The sequence below is a fragment of the Saccharothrix carnea genome (assembly GCF_003014735.1).
GTDB lineage: Bacteria > Actinomycetota > Actinomycetes > Mycobacteriales > Pseudonocardiaceae > Actinosynnema > Actinosynnema carneum.
Genome location: NZ_PYAX01000016.1, coordinates 67,151 through 91,152 on the forward strand (window position 1 = coordinate 67,151; position 24,002 = coordinate 91,152).

The 24,002-nt window shown below is 72.1% G+C and carries 15 protein-coding genes; 13 read left to right on the forward strand and 2 right to left on the reverse strand.

Annotated elements, in window-relative coordinates:
* Nucleotides 1-13 precede the first annotated feature (13 nt).
* Nucleotides 14-1,270 carry a flavin-containing monooxygenase gene (locus B0I31_RS33390; protein ID WP_106619395.1) on the forward strand — a complete coding sequence of 419 codons (1,257 nt, stop codon included), beginning with the start codon at nt 14-16 and terminating at the stop codon, nt 1,268-1,270.
* An 81-nt stretch (nt 1,271-1,351) separates the two neighbouring features.
* Nucleotides 1,352-2,776: an MFS transporter gene (locus B0I31_RS33395; RefSeq protein ID WP_106619396.1), complete on the forward strand. Its 1,425-nt coding sequence runs from the start codon at nt 1,352-1,354 to the stop codon at nt 2,774-2,776.
* An 11-nt stretch (nt 2,777-2,787) separates the two neighbouring features.
* Here the strand turns inward: B0I31_RS33395 and B0I31_RS33400 are convergent, their stop codons facing one another.
* Nucleotides 2,788-3,291 carry a hypothetical protein gene (locus tag B0I31_RS33400; RefSeq protein WP_146174048.1) on the reverse strand — a complete coding sequence of 168 codons (504 nt, stop codon included), beginning with the start codon at nt 3,289-3,291 and terminating at the stop codon, nt 2,788-2,790.
* Nucleotides 3,292-3,434: 143 nt separating this feature from the next.
* Here B0I31_RS33400 and B0I31_RS33405 point away from each other — a divergent pair, with 143 nt between their 5' ends.
* Both B0I31_RS33405 and B0I31_RS33410 read left to right on the forward strand, forming a co-directional pair.
* Nucleotides 3,435-4,316, forward strand: coding sequence for an SMP-30/gluconolactonase/LRE family protein (locus tag B0I31_RS33405; protein WP_106619456.1), 882 nt, complete (start codon nt 3,435-3,437; stop codon nt 4,314-4,316).
* Nucleotides 4,317-4,338: 22 nt separating this feature from the next.
* Nucleotides 4,339-5,529: an acyltransferase family protein gene (locus B0I31_RS33410; protein WP_106619398.1), complete on the forward strand. Its 1,191-nt coding sequence runs from the start codon at nt 4,339-4,341 to the stop codon at nt 5,527-5,529.
* Between the two features lie 75 nt (nt 5,530-5,604).
* Here B0I31_RS33410 and B0I31_RS33415 read toward each other — a convergent pair whose 3' ends face one another.
* A complete protein-coding gene (locus B0I31_RS33415; protein WP_181320656.1) occupies nt 5,605-6,807 on the reverse strand; it encodes a cytochrome P450 in 1,203 nt (400 codons plus the stop codon).
* A 221-nt stretch (nt 6,808-7,028) separates the two neighbouring features.
* On the opposite strand from B0I31_RS33415, the gene B0I31_RS33420 reads away from it, so the two are divergent.
* From B0I31_RS33420 to B0I31_RS33460, 9 genes are read left to right on the forward strand one after another with little or no spacing between them, the layout of a single operon-like run.
* Nucleotides 7,029-8,309, forward strand: a complete 1,281-nt coding sequence (locus B0I31_RS33420; RefSeq protein WP_106619400.1) for an aminotransferase class V-fold PLP-dependent enzyme — start codon at nt 7,029-7,031, stop codon at nt 8,307-8,309.
* Between the two features lie 59 nt (nt 8,310-8,368).
* Nucleotides 8,369-8,629, forward strand: coding sequence for an acyl carrier protein (locus tag B0I31_RS33425; protein WP_245950622.1), 261 nt, complete (start codon nt 8,369-8,371; stop codon nt 8,627-8,629).
* A gap of 24 nt (nt 8,630-8,653) precedes the next feature.
* The gene (locus tag B0I31_RS42780) at nt 8,654-14,074 is read left to right on the forward strand and encodes a type I polyketide synthase (protein ID WP_106619402.1); all 5,421 of its coding nucleotides are present in this window, start codon (nt 8,654-8,656) and stop codon (nt 14,072-14,074) included.
* A gap of 20 nt (nt 14,075-14,094) precedes the next feature.
* Nucleotides 14,095-18,777 (forward strand): non-ribosomal peptide synthetase, encoded by a 4,683-nt coding sequence (locus B0I31_RS33435; protein ID WP_106619403.1) that lies wholly within the window; start codon nt 14,095-14,097, stop codon nt 18,775-18,777.
* 8 nt (nt 18,778-18,785) lie between these two features.
* Entirely contained in the window at nt 18,786-19,613 is an 828-nt protein-coding gene (locus B0I31_RS33440; RefSeq protein ID WP_106619404.1) for a thioesterase II family protein, read from the forward strand.
* Nucleotides 19,610-20,749, forward strand: coding sequence for an acyl-CoA dehydrogenase family protein (locus tag B0I31_RS33445; protein WP_106619405.1), 1,140 nt, complete (start codon nt 19,610-19,612; stop codon nt 20,747-20,749). The genes B0I31_RS33440 and B0I31_RS33445 overlap by 4 nt, the downstream gene beginning before the upstream one ends.
* A gap of 10 nt (nt 20,750-20,759) precedes the next feature.
* Entirely contained in the window at nt 20,760-21,965 is a 1,206-nt protein-coding gene (locus B0I31_RS33450) for an acyl-CoA dehydrogenase family protein (protein WP_106619457.1), read from the forward strand.
* Entirely contained in the window at nt 21,962-23,695 is a 1,734-nt protein-coding gene (locus B0I31_RS33455) for a fatty acyl-AMP ligase (RefSeq protein WP_146174049.1), read from the forward strand. The genes B0I31_RS33450 and B0I31_RS33455 overlap by 4 nt, the downstream gene beginning before the upstream one ends.
* Nucleotides 23,692-23,922, forward strand: coding sequence for an acyl carrier protein (locus B0I31_RS33460; RefSeq protein WP_106619407.1), 231 nt, complete (start codon nt 23,692-23,694; stop codon nt 23,920-23,922). The genes B0I31_RS33455 and B0I31_RS33460 overlap by 4 nt, the downstream gene beginning before the upstream one ends.
* The last annotated feature ends 80 nt before the right edge of the window (nt 23,923-24,002 follow it).

Sequence of the window (24,002 nt, forward strand, 5' to 3'; positions counted from 1 at the left end):
GAGGACACCGACCATGACGGCGGAACAGGTCGACACGCTCGTCATCGGGGGCGGTCAGGCCGGGCTGGCGACGAGCTACTGGCTGACCAAGGCCGGCGTGGACCACCTCGTGGTCGACCGGCGGGACCGGCACGGCGGCGGCTGGCACGACCGGTGGGACGACTTCTGCCTGGTGCTGCCCAACTTCACGGTCCGGATGCCGGGGATGCCGTACGACGGCGACGACCCGGACGGCTTCATGGCGCGCGACGACGTGGTGAAGTACCTGTCCCGGTACGCCGCAGCCTTCGACGTCCCGGCCCGGTTCGACACCGAGGTGACCGGGCTGGCCGCCGGGGACGGCACCCTCGTCGCGCGCGCCGGGGGCACGACCTTCGAGGCGCGCAACGTGGTGCTGGCGACCGGACCGTTCCCGCGCCCGAAGATCCCGGCCGCGTCCGGGCAGCTCTCCGCGGACGTCACGCAGCTGCACTCCCGGGACTACCGCGGGCCGGGGCAGTTACCCGACGGCGGCGTGCTCGTGGTCGGCGCCGGCCAGTCCGGCGCGCAGATCGCCGAGGAACTGCACCGGGCGGGCCGCGAGGTCCACCTGGCGATCTCGAAGTGCGCCGCCGCTCCCCGCCGCTACCGGGGGCGCGACCTGGGCTGGTGGCTGCTCCGGGTGGTCGAGCACGGCGCGGAGGTCGGCGTCGAGGTGAAGGCGCCACCGCCGGCCGGCCGGTTCGCGGGCAACCCGATCCTGTCCGGCCGGGACGGCGGCCACGGCATCGACCTGCGGCAGCTCGCCCGTGACGGCGTCCGCCTGTACGGCAGGCTGGAGTCGGCGGACGGCACGGCGGTGCGGTTCAGCGACGACCTCCTGGACCGCCTGGTGTTCGCCGAGACCCAGTTCGACAAGCAGTACCGGCGGCTGTTCGACGCCTACATCGCGGCGGCCGGGATCGACGCGCCGCCCGACGACCGCACCCCGCCCGACGACTCGTTCGTCCCGCCCACCGGCACGGGGCTCGACCTCGCCGCCGAGGGGATCGGCTCGGTCGTGTGGGCGACCGGGTACCAGCTCGACTTCGGCTGGGTGGACCTGCCGGTGCTGGACGAGTGGGACTACCCGCGGCACACCCGGGGCGTGACCACCCACCCGGGGCTGTACGTGGTCGGGCTGCCCTGGCTGCACACCATGGCGTCGTCGGTGTTCGCCGGGATCGGCACCGACACCGCGCACGTCGTGGAACACATCGTCGGCCGGAACACCGCTCGGCACCCGGCCTGACCGCGGCGCGCCCTCCTGCCTCGCCGCGGCGGTCACCGCCACTCCACGTTTCGAGCACCATCTTCGACTAGGAGACCCGTGATGCACGACCCCCAGGATTCGGTGCGTGACGCGGACGCGCCGCGCGAGGCGCAGGAGTCGCCCGACCCACGCCGGTGGAAGGCGCTCGCGGCGATCTGCACGGCGCAGTTCATGCTGATGCTGGACCTCACCGTGATCAACGTCGCCCTGCCCGACCTCGGCGCCGACCTCGGCCTGAGCCGGGTGGCGTTCACCTGGGCGGTCAGCGTCTACGTGCTGTTCCTCGGCGGGCTGCTGCTGTTCGGCGGCAGGCTCGCCGACATCTTCGGCGCCCGCACCATGATGATGACCGGCCTGGTGGTGTTCACCCTGGCCTCGTTGTCCAGCGGCCTGGCGCAGGACGAGACCGTGCTGATCGCCGGGCGGCTCTGCCAGGGCATCGGCGCCGCCCTGCTGTCACCGGCCGCGTTGCGCGCCCTCACCGCCATCTTCCAGGGCGCCGAGCGCAACAAGGCGCTGGGCGTGTGGTCCTCCCTCGGCGGCATCGGCTTCGCGGTGGGGCTGCTCGTCGGCGGACTGCTCACCAGCGGACCGGGCTGGCGCTGGGTCTTCTTCATCAACATCCCGATCGGGATCGGCGTGCTGCTCGCGATCCGGGCCCTGGTGCCGGAACGCCGGGTCGCGGGCGCGGACCGGCACGTCGACGTGCTGGGCGCGGTGACCGTCACCGCCGCCACCGGCTCGTTCATCTACGGCATGATCAACGCCGGTGACCACGGCTGGTCGGACCTCGGCACCCTGGGGCCAGTCCTCGCCGCCGTCGTGCTGTACGGGATGTTCGCGGTCGTGGAGCGCAGGGTCCGCAACCCCTTGATCCGGCCGGGCGTGCTGGCCCGCCGCCCGGTCGCGGCCGGTGCGTTCCTCATGCTCGTCGCGGCCGGGGTGACCGGCGGGGACCTGTTCATCACCTCGCAGTACCTGCAACACCTCCGAGGGCAGAGCGCGCTGGACACCGGGCTGTTCTTCCTGATCCCGGCCCTGGCCACGGTCGTCGGTGCCGTCCTGGGCGGCAAGCTGGTCGGCACCGTGGGCGCCAAGGCCATCGCCTTCGCCGGACTGGCCCTGGTCGCGGTCGGCAACGGGCTGCTGATCGGCCTGACCGCGGACGGCAACGTCTACGCGCGGGCGCTTCCGGGCGCCGTGCTGTTCGCGATGGGCGCCGCACCGGTGTTCGTCGCCGCGACCACCACCGCGCTGCGCCACGTCGCCCAGCACGAGTCCGGGGTGGTGTCGGGCATGGTCTACACGTTCAACCCGACCGGGGCCGCGATCTTCGTCGCGGTGGGGTCGACCGTCGCCGCCGCGGGCCTCACCAACTCGCCCTCGGTCGTCGGTTTCACCGACGCCTACACGATGTTCGCCGTGGCCGCCGCCGTGGCCGCGCTGATCGCGCTGGCCCTCGTACCGGCCCGCGACCGCGCCTGACCGCCCGCTCGTCACGCCCTCGGTCGCCGCTGGATGCGCGACAGCCCGCGCTGCAACCGCCAGGTGAAGGCGCGCACGTCGACTCCGGCGGCGATCAGCTCGATCGCGGAGTACCTCGGCAGCTGGTCGAGGCGCAGGATCCAGCCGAGGCCCGCGCACAACCGGGCGTAGCGCTCGGTGACCTCGCCGGAATCCGGCGGTGTCCCGCCGTCCGGCCACGGTGAGAAGACGTAGGCGCCGGGGTGCCGTTCGACGCCGAGGATGGCGGCTTGTGCGGCGCAGTGCGCGAGATGGGCGCGCAGCAACGTGATCGTGTGCGCGTCGAGCTCGACGCGCCGCTGCTGGTCGAGGGTGAGCAAGCCGGTGTCGAGGTCGATGTCGTCCCAGCGCAGGGCGCACAACTCGTCGGCCTCGGCGCCGACGGTCGTGGCGAGCCAGACGAACATGCCCCAACCCGGGTCGTTCGACGCCTCCATGACGATCGTCGCGGCCTGGACCGGCGTTGTGGTCGACATGAGGGCAGCGTAGGCAGCGCTTCTCTTGCTGTGCAGCCGCATGAGTGCGCGGCGACCCGCGCCGTGGTGCGCACTTTGGTGCGGTAGATCGTCCGCACCCGCGGGGCTTGTCCACACCGGTCCGGTTCGCGACCGTTCTCGGCATGCGACAGCCCACGTCGAACCGCCAGGCGGACCGCCCGGCCTCGGACGTCATCGTGCTCACCGGGGCGACGTCCACCCAGGGCATCGCCAAGGGAGAGGGCACCACCTTCTACTGCGGCGACCTGTTCCGCGGCACGATCTACCGGGGTGACGTCGAGCGCGGGACCGTCGAGGTGTTCATCGACGTCCCGGACGGTCGGCTGGCCATGGGCATGTGGGCCGACCTCGACCACGGGTGGCTGTTCGTCGGCGGCGGCCTCGGCTGGGCGTACGTGTACGACCTCGACACCGGCGCGACCGTGGCCACCTACCAGCTCGGCGAGGTGGACGACCTGGCCTCGACCCTGGTCAACAAGGTCTTCGTGACCCGGCGGGGCGCGTACTTCAGCGACTCGTCGAGCCCGGTGCTGCACTTCGTGCCGATCAGCCCGGACGGCGGGCTCGGGCAGGCCGAGACCCTGCCGATCACCGGACCGGCAGCCGAGATCAGCGGCGAGTTCAACCTGAACGGGATCGTCGCGCCGGACGACGGCGAGCCGTTGATCATCTCGCACACGGCCAACGGCAAGCTCTACACCGTCGACCCGACGACCGGTGCCAGCCGGACGGTCGACGGTGTCGACGTGCCCAAGGCGGACGGGCTCGTGCTGGACGGACGGCAGCTGTGGGTGGTGCAGAACTGGGTCAACCAGGTGTCGCGGGTCCGGTTGAGCGACGACCTGACGTCCGGGACGGTCGAAGGTGTCATCACCCACGACGCGTTCCAGTTCCCGACGACCGCCGTCCCGTTCGGCGACCGGCTGGCCATCGTCAACGCCAAGGCAGACACCGGCGTCCCGCCGACCGCCGACGTCTACGAGGTCGTGATCGTCGACCGGTGACCGACGTACGCGAGAGGCGGCCATGAGCGCACAGCCGGGTCGGACCGCCGGCCCCGCCAAGACACACCTCCGGTCGCTGACCGGGATGCGGTTCTTCGCGGCGGCCGGTGTCTTCCTGTTCCACGGCGGCGCCGCCGTGCACGTGTTCGCCTCCGGCACCGCCCACCAGACCTACGGCGCGGCCTTCGGCCAGGCGGGCTGGTCCGCGGTCAGCTTCTTCTTCGTGCTCAGCGGTTTCGTGCTGACCTGGTCGGCCAGGCCGAACGACACCAAGGGCGCTTTCTGGCTGCGCCGGGTCGCGAAGGTCTGGCCCAACCACGTCGTCACGTTCGTCGCCGCCGCGCTGCTGATCACCCTGGTGGCCGGGCGGACGCTGAACGCGGCCGACGCGGTGCCGAACCTGTTCCTGGTGCACTCCTGGATACCCCGACCGAGCGCCGCGATGAGCGTCAACACCGTGTCGTGGTCGCTGGCCTGCGAAGCGCTGTTCTACCTCTGCTTCCCGCTGCTGCTGCCCCTGATCCGGCGAATCCGCCCGGAACGGCTGTGGGCGTGGGCGCTGGGTGTCGTGGGGCTGACGTTCCTCATCGCGCTGGCGGCGTACGCGCTGCCCGCCGAGCCGGCGTGGCCCGTGGCCACCGGGTCGTTGTGGCGCAACTGGTTCGTCTACCTGCTGCCCGTCTCGCGGCTGCCCGAGTTCGTGCTGGGCATCCTGCTCGCGCGCATCGTGCTGACCGGCCGCAAGCTACCGCTCGGGTTCGGCGGCTCGGTCGCGCTGACCGTCGTCGCGTACGCGGTGGCGTCGCTGTTCCCCGGTGCGACGGTCACCATGGTGGCGGTGACCGTGCTGCCGCTCGGCCTGGTCATCGCCGCCGGGGCCGCTGCGGAATCGGAGGGCAGGCCGACGTTGTTGTCCGGGCGGACGATGGTGTGGCTGGGCGAGGTGTCCTTCGCCTTCTACATGTGCCACCTCCTGGTGCTCCGCTACGGCCTGCTCTGGCTCGCGCCGGGCACGCACCCCACCCCGGTCGCGCTCGGCCTGCTCACGCTCGCGTTCGTCGGCACGACCGCGCTCGCGTGGCTGATGTTCGTGCTGGTCGAGCGACCGATCACCAGGCGGGTGAGTTCCCACCTGCGCCGCCGCGCTGCCCGCACCGCGGGCGACGGACCCGCCCGTGCCGGTGCGACCGACCCGTCGCCCGCGGCTCCGTGAACGCGCCACCGGCGGCACCGCACCGATCCTGCGTGGTGCGGCACCGACCGCGCGTGGAGCGGGTGGCTGGAGGGCTCATGCGGCTTGGACCTGCAAGGGCAGGGTGGCCAGAGCCCGGAGGTGGTTGTTGAAGCGCGGGCGCGGTGGGCCGACCAGCTCGAGCGAGCGCACCTGCCGGACCAGCGCGCTGAGCAGGCACTCCGCCTCCAGCCGGGCGATCGCCGCGCCGACGCAGGCGTGGATGCCCGTCCCGAAGGCCAGGTGGGCCGAGGCCCGCCGCCGGATGTCGAAGCGGTCGGGGGCGGCCCAGTGCCGGGGGTCGCGGTTGGCGGCACCCAGGAAGCACAGCACCTTCTCGTCGGCCGGGATCACCGCGTCGGCCAGCCGCACCTCGCGAGTGGTGGTGCGGAAGAACAGGGAGATCGGCGGGTAGTACCGCAGGGCCTCCTCGAACGCCGGACGGACCAGCGCCGGGTCGTCCCGCAACGCCGCCCACTCGCCGTGGCAGGTGGCGAACAGGTACAACGTCCAGGCGATCGCCTCGATGGTGGAGTCCAGGCCCGCCGAGATCACCGCGCGCACCAGCATGCCCGCCTCGTCCTCGGTGGCCTCACCGCGGTCGACGGCGGCGTAGAAGGCCGCGCCCAGCCCGCCGGGCGCCAGCGCACCGCGCTGACACTGCTCGGTGAACCACTCGTGCAGCGGCATGCCCAACGCCATCGCCTCCTGCGAGAGCCGGTTGCGCGGGCCGAACAGGTTGAACGCCATGTCCCCGTACCGGAGCAGCTTCTCGCCGCCGCCCGGGTCGAGCCCGACCGCGCCGGGGAACACCCGCAGCAAGTACGCCCGCGCCAGGTCGGCGACCCCGTCGAACCGCCCGCGCGCCACGACCGCGCCCACCAGCTCGTCGGCCTGCCGCTCGAACTCCGGCCGCAGGCCTTCCAGCGTGCGCGGCGACATCACCCGCGCGGTGATCCGCCGGGGCCGGGTGTGCGCCGGCGGATCGGCCTCCACCAGCAGGCTCGGTGGCCGCCACGGCTCCTCGCGCCGGAAGTTGGCGAGCCCCACCCCCGCGGCGGATCCGAACCGACCGTGGTCGCGCAACACCTCGTGCACTTCGGCGTAACGGCCGACCGCCCACACGCCGTAACGCTCCAGGAAGACCACCGGACCGGCGTCCCGAATGCGTTCGTGGAATGAGTCGGGGTCGCGCTGGAAATCCTCGGAGAACGGATCGACGTCCAGGACCGGAATACCGGTCGGCACGGCATGCCCCATACTCGCAGTGTCGGCTGCCCGCCGGACGCTGTCAACCGCGTGAGCTTTGCCGATGGGGCGAACTTTCGTGCGCACCATCGTCCGCACCTTCAGGGCTTGCCCGCCCCCGGCGGACTCGGAATGTTTGTCCCTGAGTCCGGTGTCGCGACCAGAAAAATGGGAACGACGATTCCGTCGATAGTCGTGGATGCTTTTTCCTCTCTCCCGGTGAGGCGCAACTGATGACAGCCGAGCGAACCGCCCCGGTCGAGCTCGCCCGCGAGGTGCGGGCCGACTTCCCGATCCTCGCGACCGACCTGGACGGCAAGCGGCCCGTGTACCTGGACAACGCGGCGACGACGCACGTGCCGCGCCAGGTGCTCGACGCCGTGCACGCCTACTACAGCAACGACAACAGCAACGTCGGCCGTGGTGTGCACGCGCTCGGCATGCGGGCGACGGAGCGGTACCTGCGGGCACGCGAGCGCATCCGCGCCTTCCTGAACGCCGCCGCCGCGGAGGAGGTCGTGATCACCAAGAGCACGACCGAGGCGGTGAACCTGGTGGCGCAGGGCTTCGGCAGCCAGGTCGTGTCGGCCGGTGACGAAGTCCTGATCAGCGGGCTGGAGCACCACTCCAACCTGCTCCCGTGGCGGCGGCTGTGCGAGCGGACCGGTGCCGTGCTCAAGGTCGCGGCCGTGGACGAGCACGGCGAGCCGTCGCCGGACTCCTTCCGCGAGGCGATCACCGGACGGACGCGGCTGGTCGCGGTCGCCCACGTCTCCAACGTCCAGGGCACGGTGAGCCCCGTGCGCGAGATCGCCGCGGAGGCGCACGGTCGCGGCATCGTCGTGGTCGTGGACGGCGCCCAGGCCGTCGCGCACCGCAGCGTGGACGTGCGAGACCTCGACGCCGACTTCTACTGCTTCTCGGCGCACAAGATGTACGGCCCGCAGGGGATCGGCGTGCTGTACGGCAAGGCCGAGCACCTCGCGCGGCTGGAACCGGTGCTCGTCGGTGGCGGCATGGCGCCCCTCGCCTCGTACGACGGCCCGTCCCTGATCGCGCCGCCGCCGATGCGGTTCGAGGCGGGCTCGCCCAACGTCGCCGGCATGGTGGGCCTCGCGGCGGCGATGGACTACCTCGACGACCTCGGCCGGGACGCGGTCGGCGAGCACGACGCGGCGCTGGCCGCACGGGCGGTCGAAGGGCTCCGCGCCCTCGACGGCGTCACCGTGTACGGGGCACAGGCGCCGCGGGGCGGCATCGTCTCCTTCAACGTGGACGGCGTGCACCCGCACGACGTCGGCAGCCACCTGGACGCGTTCGGCATCGCCACCCGCACCGGCGTGCACTGCGCCTCTCCTTTCGTCGACAGCCTCGGGCTCGTCGGGTCCGTGCGCGCGTCGTTCGGTCTCTACAACACGGTGGCCGAGGTCGAGCTGCTCATCGATTCGGTGCGGACCGCGGAAAAGGGCTTCTGGTCGAACAACCACCCGAACGAACGATTCCTCAAGTCCTGACCCGGTGATTTCCGCGTGGGTCCGGCGGGATCGGAGAGAAAGGACGTGGTGTGGCCGGGATGCCCGTCGACCGGCGGCGGATCGAGGATTGGCTGATCGCCCGGATCGCGAGCCTGCAGGGGATCGATCCCGCGCAGGTCGAGGTGGACGAGTCGTTCATCGCCAACGGCCTCAGCTCGACGTCGAGCGTCGCGCTGATCGGCGATCTCGGGAAAGCACTCGGCGTCCCGCTGCCGGAAACGCTGACTTGGGAATACCCCACCATCGCCGCGTTGGCCGAGCACGTCGCCCGAACAGGCGCGAGTCCGCACGACGACTGACGACCAGACAGGAGCGCGTGTCGCATGGAGCCCATCGCGATCATCGGCGTGGGGTGCCGGTTCCCCGGTGCCGACGGCCCTGACGAGTTCTGGGACCTCCTGGTCAACGGGGTGGACGCGATCAGCGAGGTGCCGCCCGACCGGTGGAACGTCGACGAGCTCTACGACGACGACCCCGCCACCCCCGGGAAGATGATCACCCGGTGGGGCGGTTTCGTGCGCGACGTCGACCGCTTCGACCGCGAGTTCTTCGGCATCTCACCGCGCGAGGCGAGCGCCATCGACCCGCAGCAGCGGCTGCTGCTGGAGGTCGCCTGGGAGGCGCTGGAGGACGCGGGCCAGGTGCCCACGGCGCTCGCCGGCACCGACACCGGCGTGTTCATCGGCATCAGCAGCTACGACTACGCCCTGTTGCAGGCACCCCGCCTGGACGCCATCGACGCGTACTGGGGCACGGGCGTCGCCCTCAGCGTGGCGGCCAACCGGATCTCGTACCTGCTCGACCTGCGCGGCCCGAGCCTCGCCGTCGACACGGCCTGCTCGTCGTCCTTGGTGGCCCTGCACAACGCCTGCCAGAGCCTGTGGAACGGGCAGTCGCACCTCGCCATCGCCGGCGGCGTGAATTTGATCCTGTCGCCCGCCTTCGGGATCAACTTCACCAAGGCGGGCGTCATGGCCCCGGACGGGCGCTGCAAGACCTTCGACGCCTCCGCGGACGGCTACGTCCGCGGTGAGGGCGCCGGAATCGTGGTGCTCAAGCCCTTGGAGCGCGCGCTCGCCGACCACGACCCGATTCGAGCGGTGATCCGTGGCGGCGCGGTCGGGCAGGACGGGCGCACGAACGGGCTGATGGCGCCGAACGGGCGGTCGCAGGAAGACCTGCTGCGCGTCGCGCACCGGCACGCGGGCGTCGCGGCGGCCGACATCGACTACGTCGAGGCGCACGGCACCGGAACGCTCCTCGGCGACATGATGGAGGCCCAGGCGCTGGGGCGCGTGGTCGGGCGCGACCGCCCGGCGGGGCGGCCGTGCGTCATCGGGTCGGTCAAGTCGAACATCGGCCACCTGGAGGCCGCGGCCGGTGTCGCGGGCGTGATCAAGACGGTGCTGATGCTGGAGCACCGCGAGATCCCCGCGAGCCTGCACGTCGAGAACCCCAACCCGCGGATCGGCTTCGAGTCGCTGCGGCTGCGGGTCGCGCGCGCCCACGAGCCGTGGCCGCGGCACGACGGTCCGGTCCGGGCGGGGGTCAGCTCGTTCGGCTTCGGCGGTACCGGCGCGCACCTCGTGCTGGAAGAGGCGCCACCCGACCGTTCCAGCGGCCGTCGCGGTCGGTCGAACGCGGGCAGGGCCGTGCTGCTGCCCCTCTCCGCCCGGAGCCCCGAAGCGCTGCGGCAGGCCGCGGAACGGCACCTGCGCGTGCTCACCGACGAGAACGACCTGGCAGACCTGGCCTACACCGCCGGCAACCGACGCGCGCACCACCACCACCGCTTGGCGCTCGTCGCCGACACCCGTGACGGTGCGGCGGACCGGCTGCGGGCCTTCCTGGCGGGCGAACCCAACCCCGGCGTGGTCTCCGGCGACGGCGGTCGGCGCCGGCAGCGGCGGTTGGCGTTCGTCTGCTCCGGGCAGGGACCGGTCTGGTGGCCGCTCGACCCGGCGCTGCGCGAGGAGCCCATGTTCCTCGCCGTGGTGGAGGAGTGCGACCGCCTGGTGCGGGCCGAGGCCGGTTGGTCGCTGCTGGAGCAGCTCTGGGCCGACGAGCGGACCTCACGCCTCGCCGAGCCCGACTTCTGCCAACCGGCGCTGTTCGCCGTCCAGGTCGCGTTGGCGAACCTGTGGCGGTCGTGGGGCGTCGTGCCGGACGCCGTGGTGGGCCACAGCATGGGCGAGGTGGCGGCGGCGCACCTGTCGGGCGCGCTCACCCTGGAGGACGCCGTGCGCGTCATCTGCCGGCGTGGCCGGGCGATCCGCACCGTCTCGGGGCAGGGCCGGATGGCCGTGGTCGAGCTCTCCGCGGCCGACGTCCAGGACGAGCTGTACGGCATGGGCACCCGCGTCTCGGTGGCCGCGCTCAACGCGCCGACGTCCACGGTGATCTCCGGTGACGTGGACGCCGTCGAGGAGGTCACCGCCCGGCTCCAGGCGAGGGGCGTCTTCTGCCGCATCCTGCAGTCGGTCGACTTCGCCTCGCACAGCCCCCAGATGGAACCCCTCAAGGACGAGCTCGCCGACTCCCTGGCCGGTCTGCGGCCCGCGCCACCGCGACTGCCGATGTACTCGACGGTGACGGGCAAGGTGGTCGACGGCGACGTTCTCGACGGCGCGTACTGGGCCGAGAACACCCGGACCCCGGTGCTCTTCGCCGCGGCGGTGGACGGCCTCCTCGACGACGGCCACGACGTGTTCGTGGAACTGTCGCCCCACCCCGGGCTGCTGCCGGTGATCGCGCAGAACGCCCAGGCCCGGGAGACCACGCTCGTGCCGTCGCTGCGCCGCGACGAACCACCGGCCGACGTCCTGCTCAAGTCGCTCGCCACGCTCTACACCACCGGCTTCGAGCCCGCCTGGACCGCGTTGCAGCCCGAGCCGCGGCGCCCGGTGCGGCTGCCGCGCTACCCGTGGCAGCGCGAGCGCTGCTGGCTGCCCGCACTGGATGCGGCGCCGCGCGTGCCCGGCCGGACCGACGGCCACCCCCTGCTCGGGCACCACCTCCAGCTCGCCGACGCGGCCGGGAGCCACGTCTGGGAGAGCGATGTCGACGTGGCGGGGCAGGTGGTCCTGGACGACCACCGCGTCCAGGGTGTCGCCGCGCTCCCCGGAGCCGCGTGGCTGGAGATGGCGCGGACGGCGGCGGTACAGGTGTTCGGCGGCGGTTCCAGCGTGCTCACGTCGGTCGAGTTCCACCGCATGCTCGCGTTGGACGACGACGACACGGCCACGATCCAGCTACGTCTATCCACTGTGGACGGCGGTGGCGGAACCGTGCGGGCGTACGCACGTCCGGCGGACGGCACCGGTCGCCCACCGGAGTGGACGTTGCACATGACCGGCACCATCGCGCCCGAAGCGCCGACCGCGGCGGACCTGGCGGAGCTGGACCTGGACGCTGTGCGCACGCGCTGCCCGGACCGGGTCGAGCCGGCCGACGTCTACCGCGCCCTGGAAGCGCGGGGACTGGAGTACGGCCCGGCGTTCCAGGCGGTCGACCAGCTGTGGCGCGGTGAGCGGGAGGCGCTCGCCGCCGTGGTCGCGCCGGTCGGGGTGGCGGCCGAGACCGGTTCCTACGGCATCCACCCGGCGTTGCTCGACGCCGCTCTCCAAGTCCTGGTCGCCGCCTTCCGGCGTGATGACGACGACCAGCGGCCCCATGCCCCGCTCGCGGTGGACCGGGTGGTCGCGCGGCCCGCGGGAGTGGGCGAGCGGGACCGCCTGTGGGTCCACGCCCGCGTCCGGTCGACCAGCGACACCGGCCTGGTCGGGGACGTCCGGCTGACCGGCGACGACGGCACGACCGTCGCCGTCCTGGAGGGCGTCCACATCAGACGGCTCGACAGCGACGCGTGGCTGCCCGCGGCGACGGCGCTCGACCGCGCGCTCTACGAAGTCCGCTGGCAACGCCAGGAACGCGGCGCCACCCCTCCGGCGAACCACTCCGGTGGCTGGCTGCTCTTCGCCGACGATCGCGGTGTGGGGACGGCGCTGGCCGAACGCCTCACCGAGGACGGTGGGCGGGCCCTCCTGGTGACCGCCGGTGACGGCTACGACGACTCCGATCCCGAACGGCTGGTGATCCGGCCCGACGTCGGCGACGAGGTGCGCCGGGCGGTCCGCGAGGCGCGGGAGCGGATGGGATCGCTGAAGGGCGTCGTGCACCTCTGGACGCTCTCGGACGCAGGCACGCCGGACCCGGACGATCCCCGGCCGGACGTCCTCCGCGCCGCACAACAGCGCGGTGTCGTCACCGTGCTGCACCTGGTCCACGCGCTCACCGAAGGCGCGCCGACAGACGCGGGCACCAGACTGTGGCTCCTGACCGGCGGCGTGCACGGCGTCAACGGCCCGCCGTCCCCGGTGTCCGTGGCCCACGCACCCCTCTGGGGCCTGGGCCGGGTGGCCGCGCTCGAACACCCCGAGCTGCGGCCCACGCTGGTCGACCTCGACCCCTCCCCGGACCCGGCGACCGCGCGGTGGATCGCCGACGAGCTGCGGGCGGACGACGCGGAGACCCAGGTCGCGGTCCGGGACGGCGTGCGTCACGTGGCGCGGCTGGTCCGCCGGTCCTCTCCGCGCACCGCACCCGCCGAGGTCGTGCGCCCGGACGCGACCTACCTCGTCACCGGCGGCCTCGGCGCGCTGGGGCTGCTCGTGGCCCGCCGGCTGGTCGAGCGAGGTGCGCGCCACCTCGTGCTCGTCGGCCGGGGCAACGCCGACGACGGTGTCGAGCAGGAGTTGCGGGTGCTGCGCGGTGCCGGTGCCACGGTCCGCGTGGCGCGTGCCGACGTGAGCGACGACCGGGCTCTGGCCGGGGTCCTCGCCGACGCGGCGGCGTCCATGCCGCCCGTCCGGGGCGTCGTGCACGCCGCCGGGATCCTCGACGACGCCACCCTCCGCACCCTCGACGCGGCGCGGCTGCTGGCCGTCCTCGAACCGAAGGTCGCCGGCGCGTGGAACCTGCACCACCTGACGGCCGACCTGCCGCTGGACTTCTTCGTGCTGTTCTCCTCGCTGGCCGGGGTGCTCGGGTCGCCGGGGCAGGGCAACTACGCGGCGGCCAACGCGTTCCTCGACGCGCTGGCCTCGGTGCGGGCCGCGCAGGGACGGCCGGCGCTGAGCATCGCCTGGGGACCGTGGGAGGGCACTGGACTGTCGGTGCGGCCCGAGGGCGTCGGCCGGTTCGTGGAACGCGCCGGGGTGCGGGGCATCGCGCCGTCCACCGGCGCCGGTTGGCTGGGGCCGCTGTTCGGCGTCGAGGCCGCGCAGGTCGCCGTGGCGCTGGTCGACTGGCAGCGCTGGGCGGCGGCCGGTGCGGCGTCCCCGCTCACCTCCGAGCTGGTGGCCGCCGCCGGGCCCGCGTCGACCGGAACGGGCTCGCGCACCCTCACCGTGGACGACCTGTTCGCCGCCGACCCGGCCGACCGTCCGGCGCTGCTCGAGTCCTACCTGCGCGGTGCGATCGCGCGTGTGCTCGACCTGAAGCCGGAGCACCTCGACGCCGACCAGCCGCTCACCGACGTCGGGGTGGACTCCCTGGTCGCGGTCGGCATGAAGAACCAGGTCGAAGTGGAACTCGGCCTGTCGCTGCCGCTGGCCGCCGCGCTGGAAGGCGCCGGCGTGCGGCAGCTCGCCGCGCAGATGCTGGCCGGTGCGACCACCGGCACCGCGCCACCGCGGGACGACGGCCCGGACGCCGGGTCCTGGGAAGAGTTCGGGATTCTTTGACGTGCCCTGGAGGCAGAGCAATGGGAACCGTGCAGGAGCTGGTCGCGGACCTCTCACGACGGGGTGTGGTCCTCTGGGACGACGGGGACGAACTCCGCGTTCGCGCACCCAAGGACGCCCTCACCGAGGAACTGCGCACAGCGCTGAAGGAACACAAGGACGAGATCCTCGCGACGCTCCGCGAGCGTGCCGCCGACCGGCCCGCGGCGATCCCGACGATCGACCCGGACCCCGTGCGGCTGCACGAGCCGTTCCCGCTCACGGACATGCAGCAGGCCATCTGGGCCGGTGGACGTGACGCGTTCGAGATCGGCAACCTGTCGGGCAACGGCTACATGGAGGTCGACTCGGTCGGCCTCGACCTGGACCGGTTCACGGCCGCCTGGCGCCACCTGATCCAGCGGCACGCCATGCTGCGCGCCGTCGTGCTCCCGGACGGGCGCAACCGGATCCTGCCCGAGGTGCCGGAGTACGAGGTCGAGGTGCTCGACCTGCGCGGCAGTCCGGACGACGAGGTGACCGCGCGGCTGGACGAGTTCCGCCTGGAGATGCCGCGAGAGGTGTTCCCACCGGACACCTGGCCGCTGTTCCGGATGCGCGCGACCCTGCTGGACGGCGACCGCACCCGCCTGCACCTCGGCTCCAGCCTGCTCATCGCGGACTCGCTGAGCCTGTTGCAGATCTGGCGCGAGCTCTCGGTGCTCAACAGCGGCGGTGAGCTGCCGCCGCTGGAGCTGTCGACCCGGGACTACGTCGTCGCCAAGACGGCGTTGAAGGGATCGGCCGTGCACGAACGGGCGCTGGACTACTGGCGGCGACGGCTGCCGACGCTCCCGCCGCCGCCCGAGCTGCCGATCCAGCTCGCCCGCACCGACGAGCCCATGGTGTCCAGGGCGCTGACCGCCCGGATCCTCGAACCCGAGTCCTGGGCCCGGTTCAAGGCACGGGTGCAGGAGGCGGGCCTGATGCCCGGCGCCGCGCTGCTGACCGCGTTCTGCGACGTCGCCGCGCTCTGGAGCAAGACCGAGGAGTTCAGCATCAACGCGCCGTTCTGGGACCGGTTGCCGGTGCACGAGGAGGTCGGCCGGATCGTCGGCAGCTTCGCCCTGCCCAACCACCTCCGCGTGCAGACCTCGCCCGGCGCGACGTTCCTCGAACGCGCCCAGCGCCTGCAGCGGCAGCTCATCGAGGACCTGGAGCACTGCCGCTACGTCAGCGGCGTGCAGGTGATGCGCGAGCTGGCCAAGGCCTACGGCGGCACGCCCCGCCGCAACACCTACGTCGTGTTCAACAGCGTCGAGATGAGCAGCGTCGACATCTCGGGCCTCGGCGAGCTCGGCTACACCGTCAGCCAGACACCGCAGGTGTACCTGGAAGTGCGCAGCGCGGTGCGCAAGGGCGGGCTCGAGTTCACCTGGGACGTCCTGGAATCGGTGTTCCCGCCCGGCCTCGCTCGGGACATGCTGGACGCCTTCGTGCGGCACGTGCGCCGGCTCGCCGAGGTGCCGGGCAGCTGGGATGAGCGCGGCCGCAAGCACATCGTGCCCTCCGAGCACCGGGTGCGGCAGGCCGAAGCGAACTCCACCGCGGCGCCGGTGCCCGCCGGACTCCTGCACGACGCGTTCGTGGCGCAGGCGGAGGCCCAACCGGACCAGCCGGCGGTGGTGTCCACGGGCCGGACGATCAGTTACCGGGAACTCGACCGGCACACCACCCGCCTCGGCCGCTGGCTGCGCGAACAGGGCGCCCGGCCCAACGCGCTGGTGGGCGTGGTGATGGACAAGGGCTGGGCGCAGGTGCCCGCCGTGCTCGGCGTGCTCAAGTCGGGGGCGGCGTACCTGCCGCTGGACGCGTCGCTGCCGCGCGAGCGGCTGCACCGCATCCTGAAGGCGGCCGAGGTCGACCTGGTGCTCACCCAGGAGGGCGTCGACAAGCGCCTTGAGTGGCCGGAGGGCGTGCGGCGGCTGCGCGTCGACACCCAGCTGCTGGAGGACGTCTCCGAAGAGCCGCTCGACCCGGTGCAGCGCGAGGAAGACCTGGCGTACGTCATCTACACCTCCGGCTCGACGGGCGTGCCGAAGGGCGTGATGATCTCGCACCGGAGCGCGCTCAACACGATCGTCGACATCAACCGGCGGTTCGACATCGGCCCCGACGACGGCGTGTTCGGCCTGTCGTCGTTGAGCTTCGACCTCTCGGTCTACGACGTGTTCGGCACGCTCGCGGCCGGTGCGCGGCTCGTGCTGCCCGACGATTCCGGGCTGCGCGACCCGGCGCACTGGATCGACGTGGTGCGGCAGGGGCGCGTCACGGTGTGGAACTCGGTGCCCGGTTTCCTGGGGCTGCTGGTCCAGTACGCGGAAGGCGTCCGGATGGAGGTTCCCGCCTCGCTCCGGGTGGCGCTGCTCAGCGGCGACTGGATCCCCGTCACGCTGCCCGACCGGCTGCGCCGGCTGGTGCCCGGCGTGCGGGTGATCAGCCTCGGCGGCGCGACCGAGGCGTCGATCTGGTCGATCACGCACGAGATCCACGACGTCGACCCGTCGTGGGCGAGCATCCCCTACGGCAAGCCGCTGGCCAACCAGCAGGTCCACGTGCTCGACCGCGAGCTCGACGTGCGACCGATCTGGGTGCCGGGTGGCCTCTACATCGGCGGCCTCGGCGTGGCCGATGGCTACTGGCGCGACGAGGAGACGACGAACGCCGCGTTCATCACCCATCCGCGGACCGGTGAGCGCCTGTACCGGACCGGTGACATCGGCCGCCGTCTTCCGGACGGCAGCATCGAAATACTGGGCAGGGAGGATTTCCAAGTGAAGATCGGCGGCTACCGGATCGAGCTCGGCGAGATCGAGAGCACCATCCGGGAACACCACGCGGTGCGGGAAGCGGTCGTCCTGGCGGTCGACGAGGAGGGCGGCGGCAAGCGGCTGGTGGCCTACGTGGTCGCGGCGGACGGTGAGGCACCCGGTACGGGTGAGCTGCGGACGTTCATCCGCGACAAGCTGCCCGAGTACATGGTGCCCAAGACCGTGGTCCTGCGCGACACGCTGCCGCTCACGGCCAACGGCAAGATCGACCGCGAGGCACTGGCCAAGGCCGACGTACCCGAGTCGGACGCCGCCCGCGGACCGGTCGCACCGCGCACACCGCTGGAGGTGCGGCTGGCGCAGCACTGGTGCGACGTGCTCGGGCTGGACGAAGTGGGCGTCCACGACAGCTTCTTCGAGCTCAGCGACGACTCGCTGCAGGCGGTCAACCTGGTGTCGAAGATCTCCGACACGGTCGGGAAGCAGCTCGGCGTGCGCTTCCTGTTCGCCCACCCGACCATCGCCGAGCTGTCGGCGTCGCTCGACGGTGGGGGCGCCGACGCCCAAGACGGGACAACCGACGGGAAAGTGAGCGGTGCCATGGGAAACGGTGAGGTCAAATCGGGCAGCGTCCGCACCGAGCGGCGCGATCTGCTGACCCTGTACTCGGCGGGCCAGCTCCCGCGGGTGGACGGTGTCGGCGTGCTGGCCACGCCGGCGGGCCTGTTCGAGCGGGCCGGGATCAACCCCGGTGACGTGGCGCACCGGCTCATGGCGCTGGACCTGCCCCACCTGTGCGGCATCATCGAGACCAACCTGGGCCGCATCGCCACGATCATGGTCCCGCGCCTGGACACCGCGGAGCTGTACCTGAACCGGGACCGGCTGGTCGAGACGATCGTCGGCGGCATCGAGATGGGCGCCCGGCTCGGCGCGAAGAACATCTCCCTGAGCGGACTGCTCGTGACGGCCACGGACTACGCCCGCGGCGTCGCGGCGGCCATCAAGGACCGCACGGACCTCCCTCCGGTCACCAGCGGCCACGAGACGACGGCCGCGGCCGTGCTGCTGAACGTGGAGAACCTGCTGCGCCTGACCGGGCGGACCATGGAGAACGAGGTGCTGGGCATCCTCGGCGTCGGCTCGGTCGGCAAGGCGTCCATGCACCTGCTGCTCAAGCACCTGCCGCACCCGCGCAAGCTCATCCTGTGCGACCCCTACGCCGCGACGAGCGACAGCCCGCGCGGTCCGGCGGCGGGGCTGTCCGGCCGGCTGAAGAAGGCCGCCGACGAGGCGGTCAACGTGCTCGGCTTCCAGGGTGAGATCCAGGTCATCGGCGGCACCTCGAAGCTGCCGGAGGAGTTCTACGAGGCGACGTTGATCAGCGCGGACACCAACGCGCCCGACATCGTCGACGTGGCCGAGCTCCGGCCGGGCACCATGCTGGTCGACGACTCGATCCCGCCGTGCTACGACCGGGACGACGCGATGGCCCGCATCGAGGAGAAGGGCGACCTGCTGTTCGCCCAGGGCGACGTGATCGAGTGCGCCACGCCGATGCAGAAGGTGTTCGGCTGGCCGCCGCTGATGTACGAGCTGGCGGGCGAAGAGGGTGTCGACTGGTTCGCGGCCAACACGCCCGACGCGTTCAGCACCACGCAGATCACCAGCTCCGTGCTGTCCAACGTGCTCGTCGCCCAGGAGGGCGTCTCGCCGGCGACCGGACCGGCCGAGCCGGGGCGGGCCGCCGGGCACATCGAGGTCCTGCGCGAGAACGGCTACGTGGGCGGGCCGCCGCAGTGCGACGGCGTGATGATCCCCGAGGAGGCGATCGCCCGCTTCGTGGCGCAGCACGGCGCGGTCGGCGCGCAGGTCGTCGAGGCGACGTCCTAGCCCTGGCGATGCGGGAGTCACAGGAGCGGACCGGTCAGGCTCGCGAGCCGGGTCGGCAGACCCACCTCGCGAGCCGGCCGGACCACCGGAAGTGGGTGCAGCACCCGCGGCCGAACCCGGAGGCCGGGCTGAGCCTGGTCTGCCTGCCCTACTCGGGCGGGCGGGCATCGGTCTACAAAGGACTCGCGGCGTTGCTGCCCGACGACGTCGAGGTGTGCGCCGTCGAGCTGCCGGGCCACGGCCGCCGGTTCGCCGAGGCGCCGATGACCAGCCTGCGGCCGTTGGTCGAACAGCTCGCCGACGTCGTCGCCGAGCAGGTCCGCCGGCCGTACGTGCTGCTGGGGTACAGCGTCGGCGCGCTGATCGGCTTCGAGACCGCGCGCGAGCTGGCCCGGCGAGGCAGGCCCGGGCCGAGGGCGCTGTTCGTCGCCGCGGCCAGGGCGCCCCACCTGCGGTCGCCCCGTCGTCCGCTGCACGAACTGTCCCGGGCCGAGCTGGTCGGAGGGCTCCACGAGCTGGCCGGTCAGCACAACGCGATGCTCGACAACGAGGAACTGGTCGACGTGATGCTGCCCGTGCTGCGCGCGGACCTCGGCTTGGACGAGACCTACGTCCGTGAGCCGGGACCACCGCTCGACTGCCCGATCGCGGCCTTCGGCGGCAGCGAGGACCGGACTGTGCCGCGGCCCGACCTGGAGGCCTGGCGCGAGCACACCACCGGTGGGTTCTCGGTCACCACGCTGCCCGGTGGCCACTTCTTCCTCGACGCGGCGCCGGAGCTGTTCGCCGAGGCCCTGACCGACGCGATGAAGCGCCTGGAAAGGGGTGTGCCGTGAGCTCGGGCCCGGTGACGGCGCCGGACGACCGGATGGCGTCGCTGCGCGCGGGACTGGAGGAGGACATCAAGCCGCTCGGCGACCGCTACACCGACGACCAGCTGCCGCTGGACCTGCTGCCGGAGATCGTGAAGACGTTGCGCGGGCACGGCTACCCGATGGACGACCCGTCGGACGAGGTGACCCGTGCCCTGGCCAGCGAGGAACTGGCCCGGGTGTTCCCCTCGCTCGAGGGCTGCCTGATGATCTCGTACGCCTGCGCCCGCTACATCACCGCGGCGGGCCCGCCGGACCTGCGGGAACGAGCGGTGCCCGGCCTGCTGGGCGGCGAGAAGATCGGGTGCCTGGCGTCCACCGAACCGGACCACGGGTCGAACAACGCGGCCATGCAGACCCGGGCGGTCCCGGACGGCGACGAGTACGTCATCAACGGGCGCAAGCGCTGGATCTCCAACGCCGACATCTCCGACTACGCGGTCGTGCTGTGCCGGGTCGTGGAGGACGACGGGAGGGAGGAGATCAGGCCGATCATCGTCGAGCGCGAGCGGTCGCCCTACCGGACCAGGGACCTGCCCAAGCTGGGGCTCACCGCGTTCGTGACGTCCGAGATGGTCTTCGAGGACTGCCGCGTGCCCCGGGAGAACTGCCTGGGTCCGGCGGGCTCGCTCAGGAACCTGCAGCTGGTCTTCAAGACGCTGCAGTGGGCGCGCTGCCGGATGGCGGTCGTCTCCCTCGGGATCGCGCGGGCCGCGCTGGAGGCATCGGTGGCCTACGCCCGGCGACGACGCCAGTTCGGCCGGTTGATCGGCGAGTTCCAGCTGATCCAGGACAAGATCTACCACATGGCCGCGGAGATCGACGCGTCCCGGCTGCTCATCCACCGCGCCCTCACCTCGATCGAGGAGAACCGGCGCGCCGACCGCGAGGCGTCCATGGCCAAGGCGTACGCCACCGAGGTGGCGGTGCGGGTGGCCTCGGAGGCGATCCAGATCCACGGCGCCAACGGCCTGTCGCCGGACTACCCGACCGAACGTTACTTCCGGGACGCCCGGGCGCTGACGATCGCCGAGGGCACGACCGAGATCCACAAGCTGGTGGTGGCCCGGTCCGTGCTGGGGCTGACCGCGTTCCAATGAGGGGGATGTGATGCGAGCTCCGTCCGGCAGGATCCGAACCGACCGGCTCCTGGAGGAAGAGGAAGCACTGCGTGACACCGTCCGCGAGTGGGCGGAGGAGAAGCTCCGGCCGCGGGTGAGGGAGATGGACCGGGACGCCCTCATCCCGCGCGACCTGGTCGACGAGCTGTTCGCGCTCGGCCTGATGGGCATCCAGATCCCGGAGCACCACGACGGCGGAGGCGGCTCGATCTTCATGAGCGCGTTGACCATCGCCGAGATCGCCAGGGTCGACCCGTCCGTGGCGGTCTGCGTCGACGTGCAGAACGTCCTGGTCAACACCGCGCTCATCCGCTGGGGCAGCCCGGAGTTGCAGGAGCGGTACCTGCCCCGGCTGGCGCGCGACCTCGTCGGCGCCTACGCGCTGACCGAACCCGAGTCCGGCAGCGACGCGTTCGCCCTGCGGGCGCGGGCACGTCGTGACGGCGACCACTACGTGCTGGACGGGCGGAAGGTGTGGACCACCAACGCGCGCGAAGCCGGCGTCTTCGTCGTGTTCGCCAACGCCGCGCCCGAGCACGGCGTGTACGGCATCACGGCGTTCGTGGTGCCGCGCGACGCACCGGGGCTGGTCGTCGGGTCCAACGAGGACAAGCTCGGCATCCGCGCCAGCTCCACCTGCGAAGTCGAGTTCACCGGCGTGCGCGTCCCGCGCGACCACGTGCTGGGCGAAGAGGGGGATGGTTACGACATCGCCTTCGACACGCTCAACATCGGCCGCATCGGCATCGGCGCGCAGATGGTGGGGCTGGCCCAGGGCGCCTTCGAGGCGGCCGTCGAGTACGCGCAGCAACGCAGGCAGTTCGGCCGGCCCATCGCCACGTTCCAAGGCGTGCAGCTGCCCCTGGCGCAGGTGGCCACGGAGATCGAGGCCGCCCGTCTGCTGGTGCACGACGCGGCACGCCTGGCCGACAGCGGCAGCCGCGGCCCCGAGCTGCTGTCGCGGTGCGCGATGGCGAAGTACTTCGCGTCGCAGGTGGCCGAACGGGCCGCGTCGCAGGCGCTGCAGACGTTCGGCGGCAACGGGTTCAGCACCGCGTACCCGGTCGAGAAGTTCTACCGGGACGCGATGATCGGCCAGATCTACGAGGGCACGTCGAACATCCTGCTGCGCACCATCGCCCAGCAGCTCCTCGTCACCGGGCGCTCCCGGACCGCGGAAGGAAGCCGGAAGTGAGCGTCCTCCCTCGGACCGCTTGGACCGGACAGGCCGGAGGGGTGCCCGAGGCCATCCGTCAGCGCGCCGAGACCACGCCCGACCGGACGGCGATGACGTTCGTCGACTACTCCACCGACCCGCGCGGACTCGCCCGGGAGCTGACCTACCGGGAGCTGGACGTGCGGGTCCGCGCTGTCGGCGCGCGACTGCGGCAGGTCGCCCGTCCCGGCGCGCGGGCCGCGATCCTGTGCCCGACCGGGGTGGACTTCATAGTCGGCTTCGTCGCCTGCCTCTACGCCGGGGTCGTCGCGGTACCGCTGTCCGCGCCGACCTCGTTCCGCCACAACGACCGCATCGCACCCGCGATGGACGACTCCGGTTGCGAGGTCGCCATCACACCGCGGGCGGTTCACGACACGGTGGCCGAGATCCCGCTGGCCACACCGGTGCGGATCGTCTGCCCCGACGACGTCGACCTCGACCCGACCGCGCCGTGGGACCCGGTGCGGCCCGAACCCGACGTCACGGCGTACCTCCAGTACACCTCGGGTTCGACGCGGCGGCCCGCGGGCGTGCGGGTGACGCACCGGAACATGGCCGCGGCGGCGAGCCAGCTCGTCACCCACCTGCGGGTGGACGAGCGGTCCACGATCGTGAGCTGGAGCCCGTTCTTCCACGACATGGGCCTGGTGTTCGCCGTGATCCTGCCGTTGACGCGCGGGTTCCCGGTCGTGCACCTGACGCCACTGGCGTTCGTGCGCGATCCGGGGCGCTGGCTTCGGCTGCTGAGTGATTGCGGGGCGACGCACGTGCTGTGCCCCAACTTCGGGTTCGACCTGTGCGTGGACCAGGTCACCGCCGAGGAACGCGCCGAGCTGGACCTGTCCCGGTTGGTCTACGCGGGCAACGGCGCCGAGCCGGTGCGGGCGCGCACGTTGGCCCGCTTCACCGAGGCCTTCACGTCGTCCGGTTTCCGGCCCGCCGCCCACACCCCGGTCTACGGCCTGGCGGAAGCGACGCTCATCGTGACCGCGGTCCCGCTCGACCAGGAACCACTCGTCCGCTCGTTCGACCGCGCCGGGTTGGCCGCCGGTCGGGTCCGGCGGGTCGACGACTCGCGAGGGGTGACGATGGTGGGCTGCGGACCCGCCATGGACCAGGAAGTCCGGATCGTGGACCCGCAGACCTCGCGCCGGGCGGGACCGGACGAGGTCGGGGAGATCTGGGTGCGCGGCGAGAACGTCTGCGCGGGCTACTGGGCCCAGGACACCGACGAGGTCTTCGACGCGGTGCTCGACGGCGAGGGTGGCTGGCTGCGCACCGGAGACCTCGGTTTCTTCCACGACGACCAGCTGTTCGTCGCGGGCCGGCGCAAGGACCTGATCATCATCGACGGCCGCAACCACCACCCGGTCGACATCGAGCTGACCGTGGAGGAGGAAGTACCGGCGGTGCGACCCGGCCACGTCGTCGCGTTCCCCGTCGACACCGGTCGGGAGGAGCGGGTCGTGATCGCCGCGGAGCTGCGGTCCGACGCGGACCCCGGTGAGGTGCGAACCGCGGTGCGACGTGCCGTCGCGGCCCAGCACGACGTCTTCGTCCACGACGTCGTCGTCCTGCGTCGCGGCACCATGCCCAAGACGTCGAGCGGCAAGCTGCAGCGCAGCACGTGCCGCGACCGGTACGAGCGCGGCACGTTGATCGTCATCGGTGTCAGTTCCGGCCCAACGGAGGGGGAACCGAGGTGAACGAGGAACTCAAGCGGATCATGGTGGACGACCTCAACCTGGACGAGGCGGCCTTGCGCCCGGAGACCAGCCTGGAGAACGCGGGCCTCGACTCGCTCACCATCGTGGAGCTGTCGGTGAACCTGTCCGAGCAGCTCGGGCTGCAGATCAGCGAGGAGGAACTCCAGCGTGCCGCCACGGTCGGCGAGATCGAGCAGCTGGTCGAGCAGCGCCGGCGGGAGGCGTGACTGGTGATCGAAAGAGCCGTGTCCCACCTCCGGGTGACTTGTCAACTTCAGGTTGACAAGCGCTCATTTGTCAACCTACG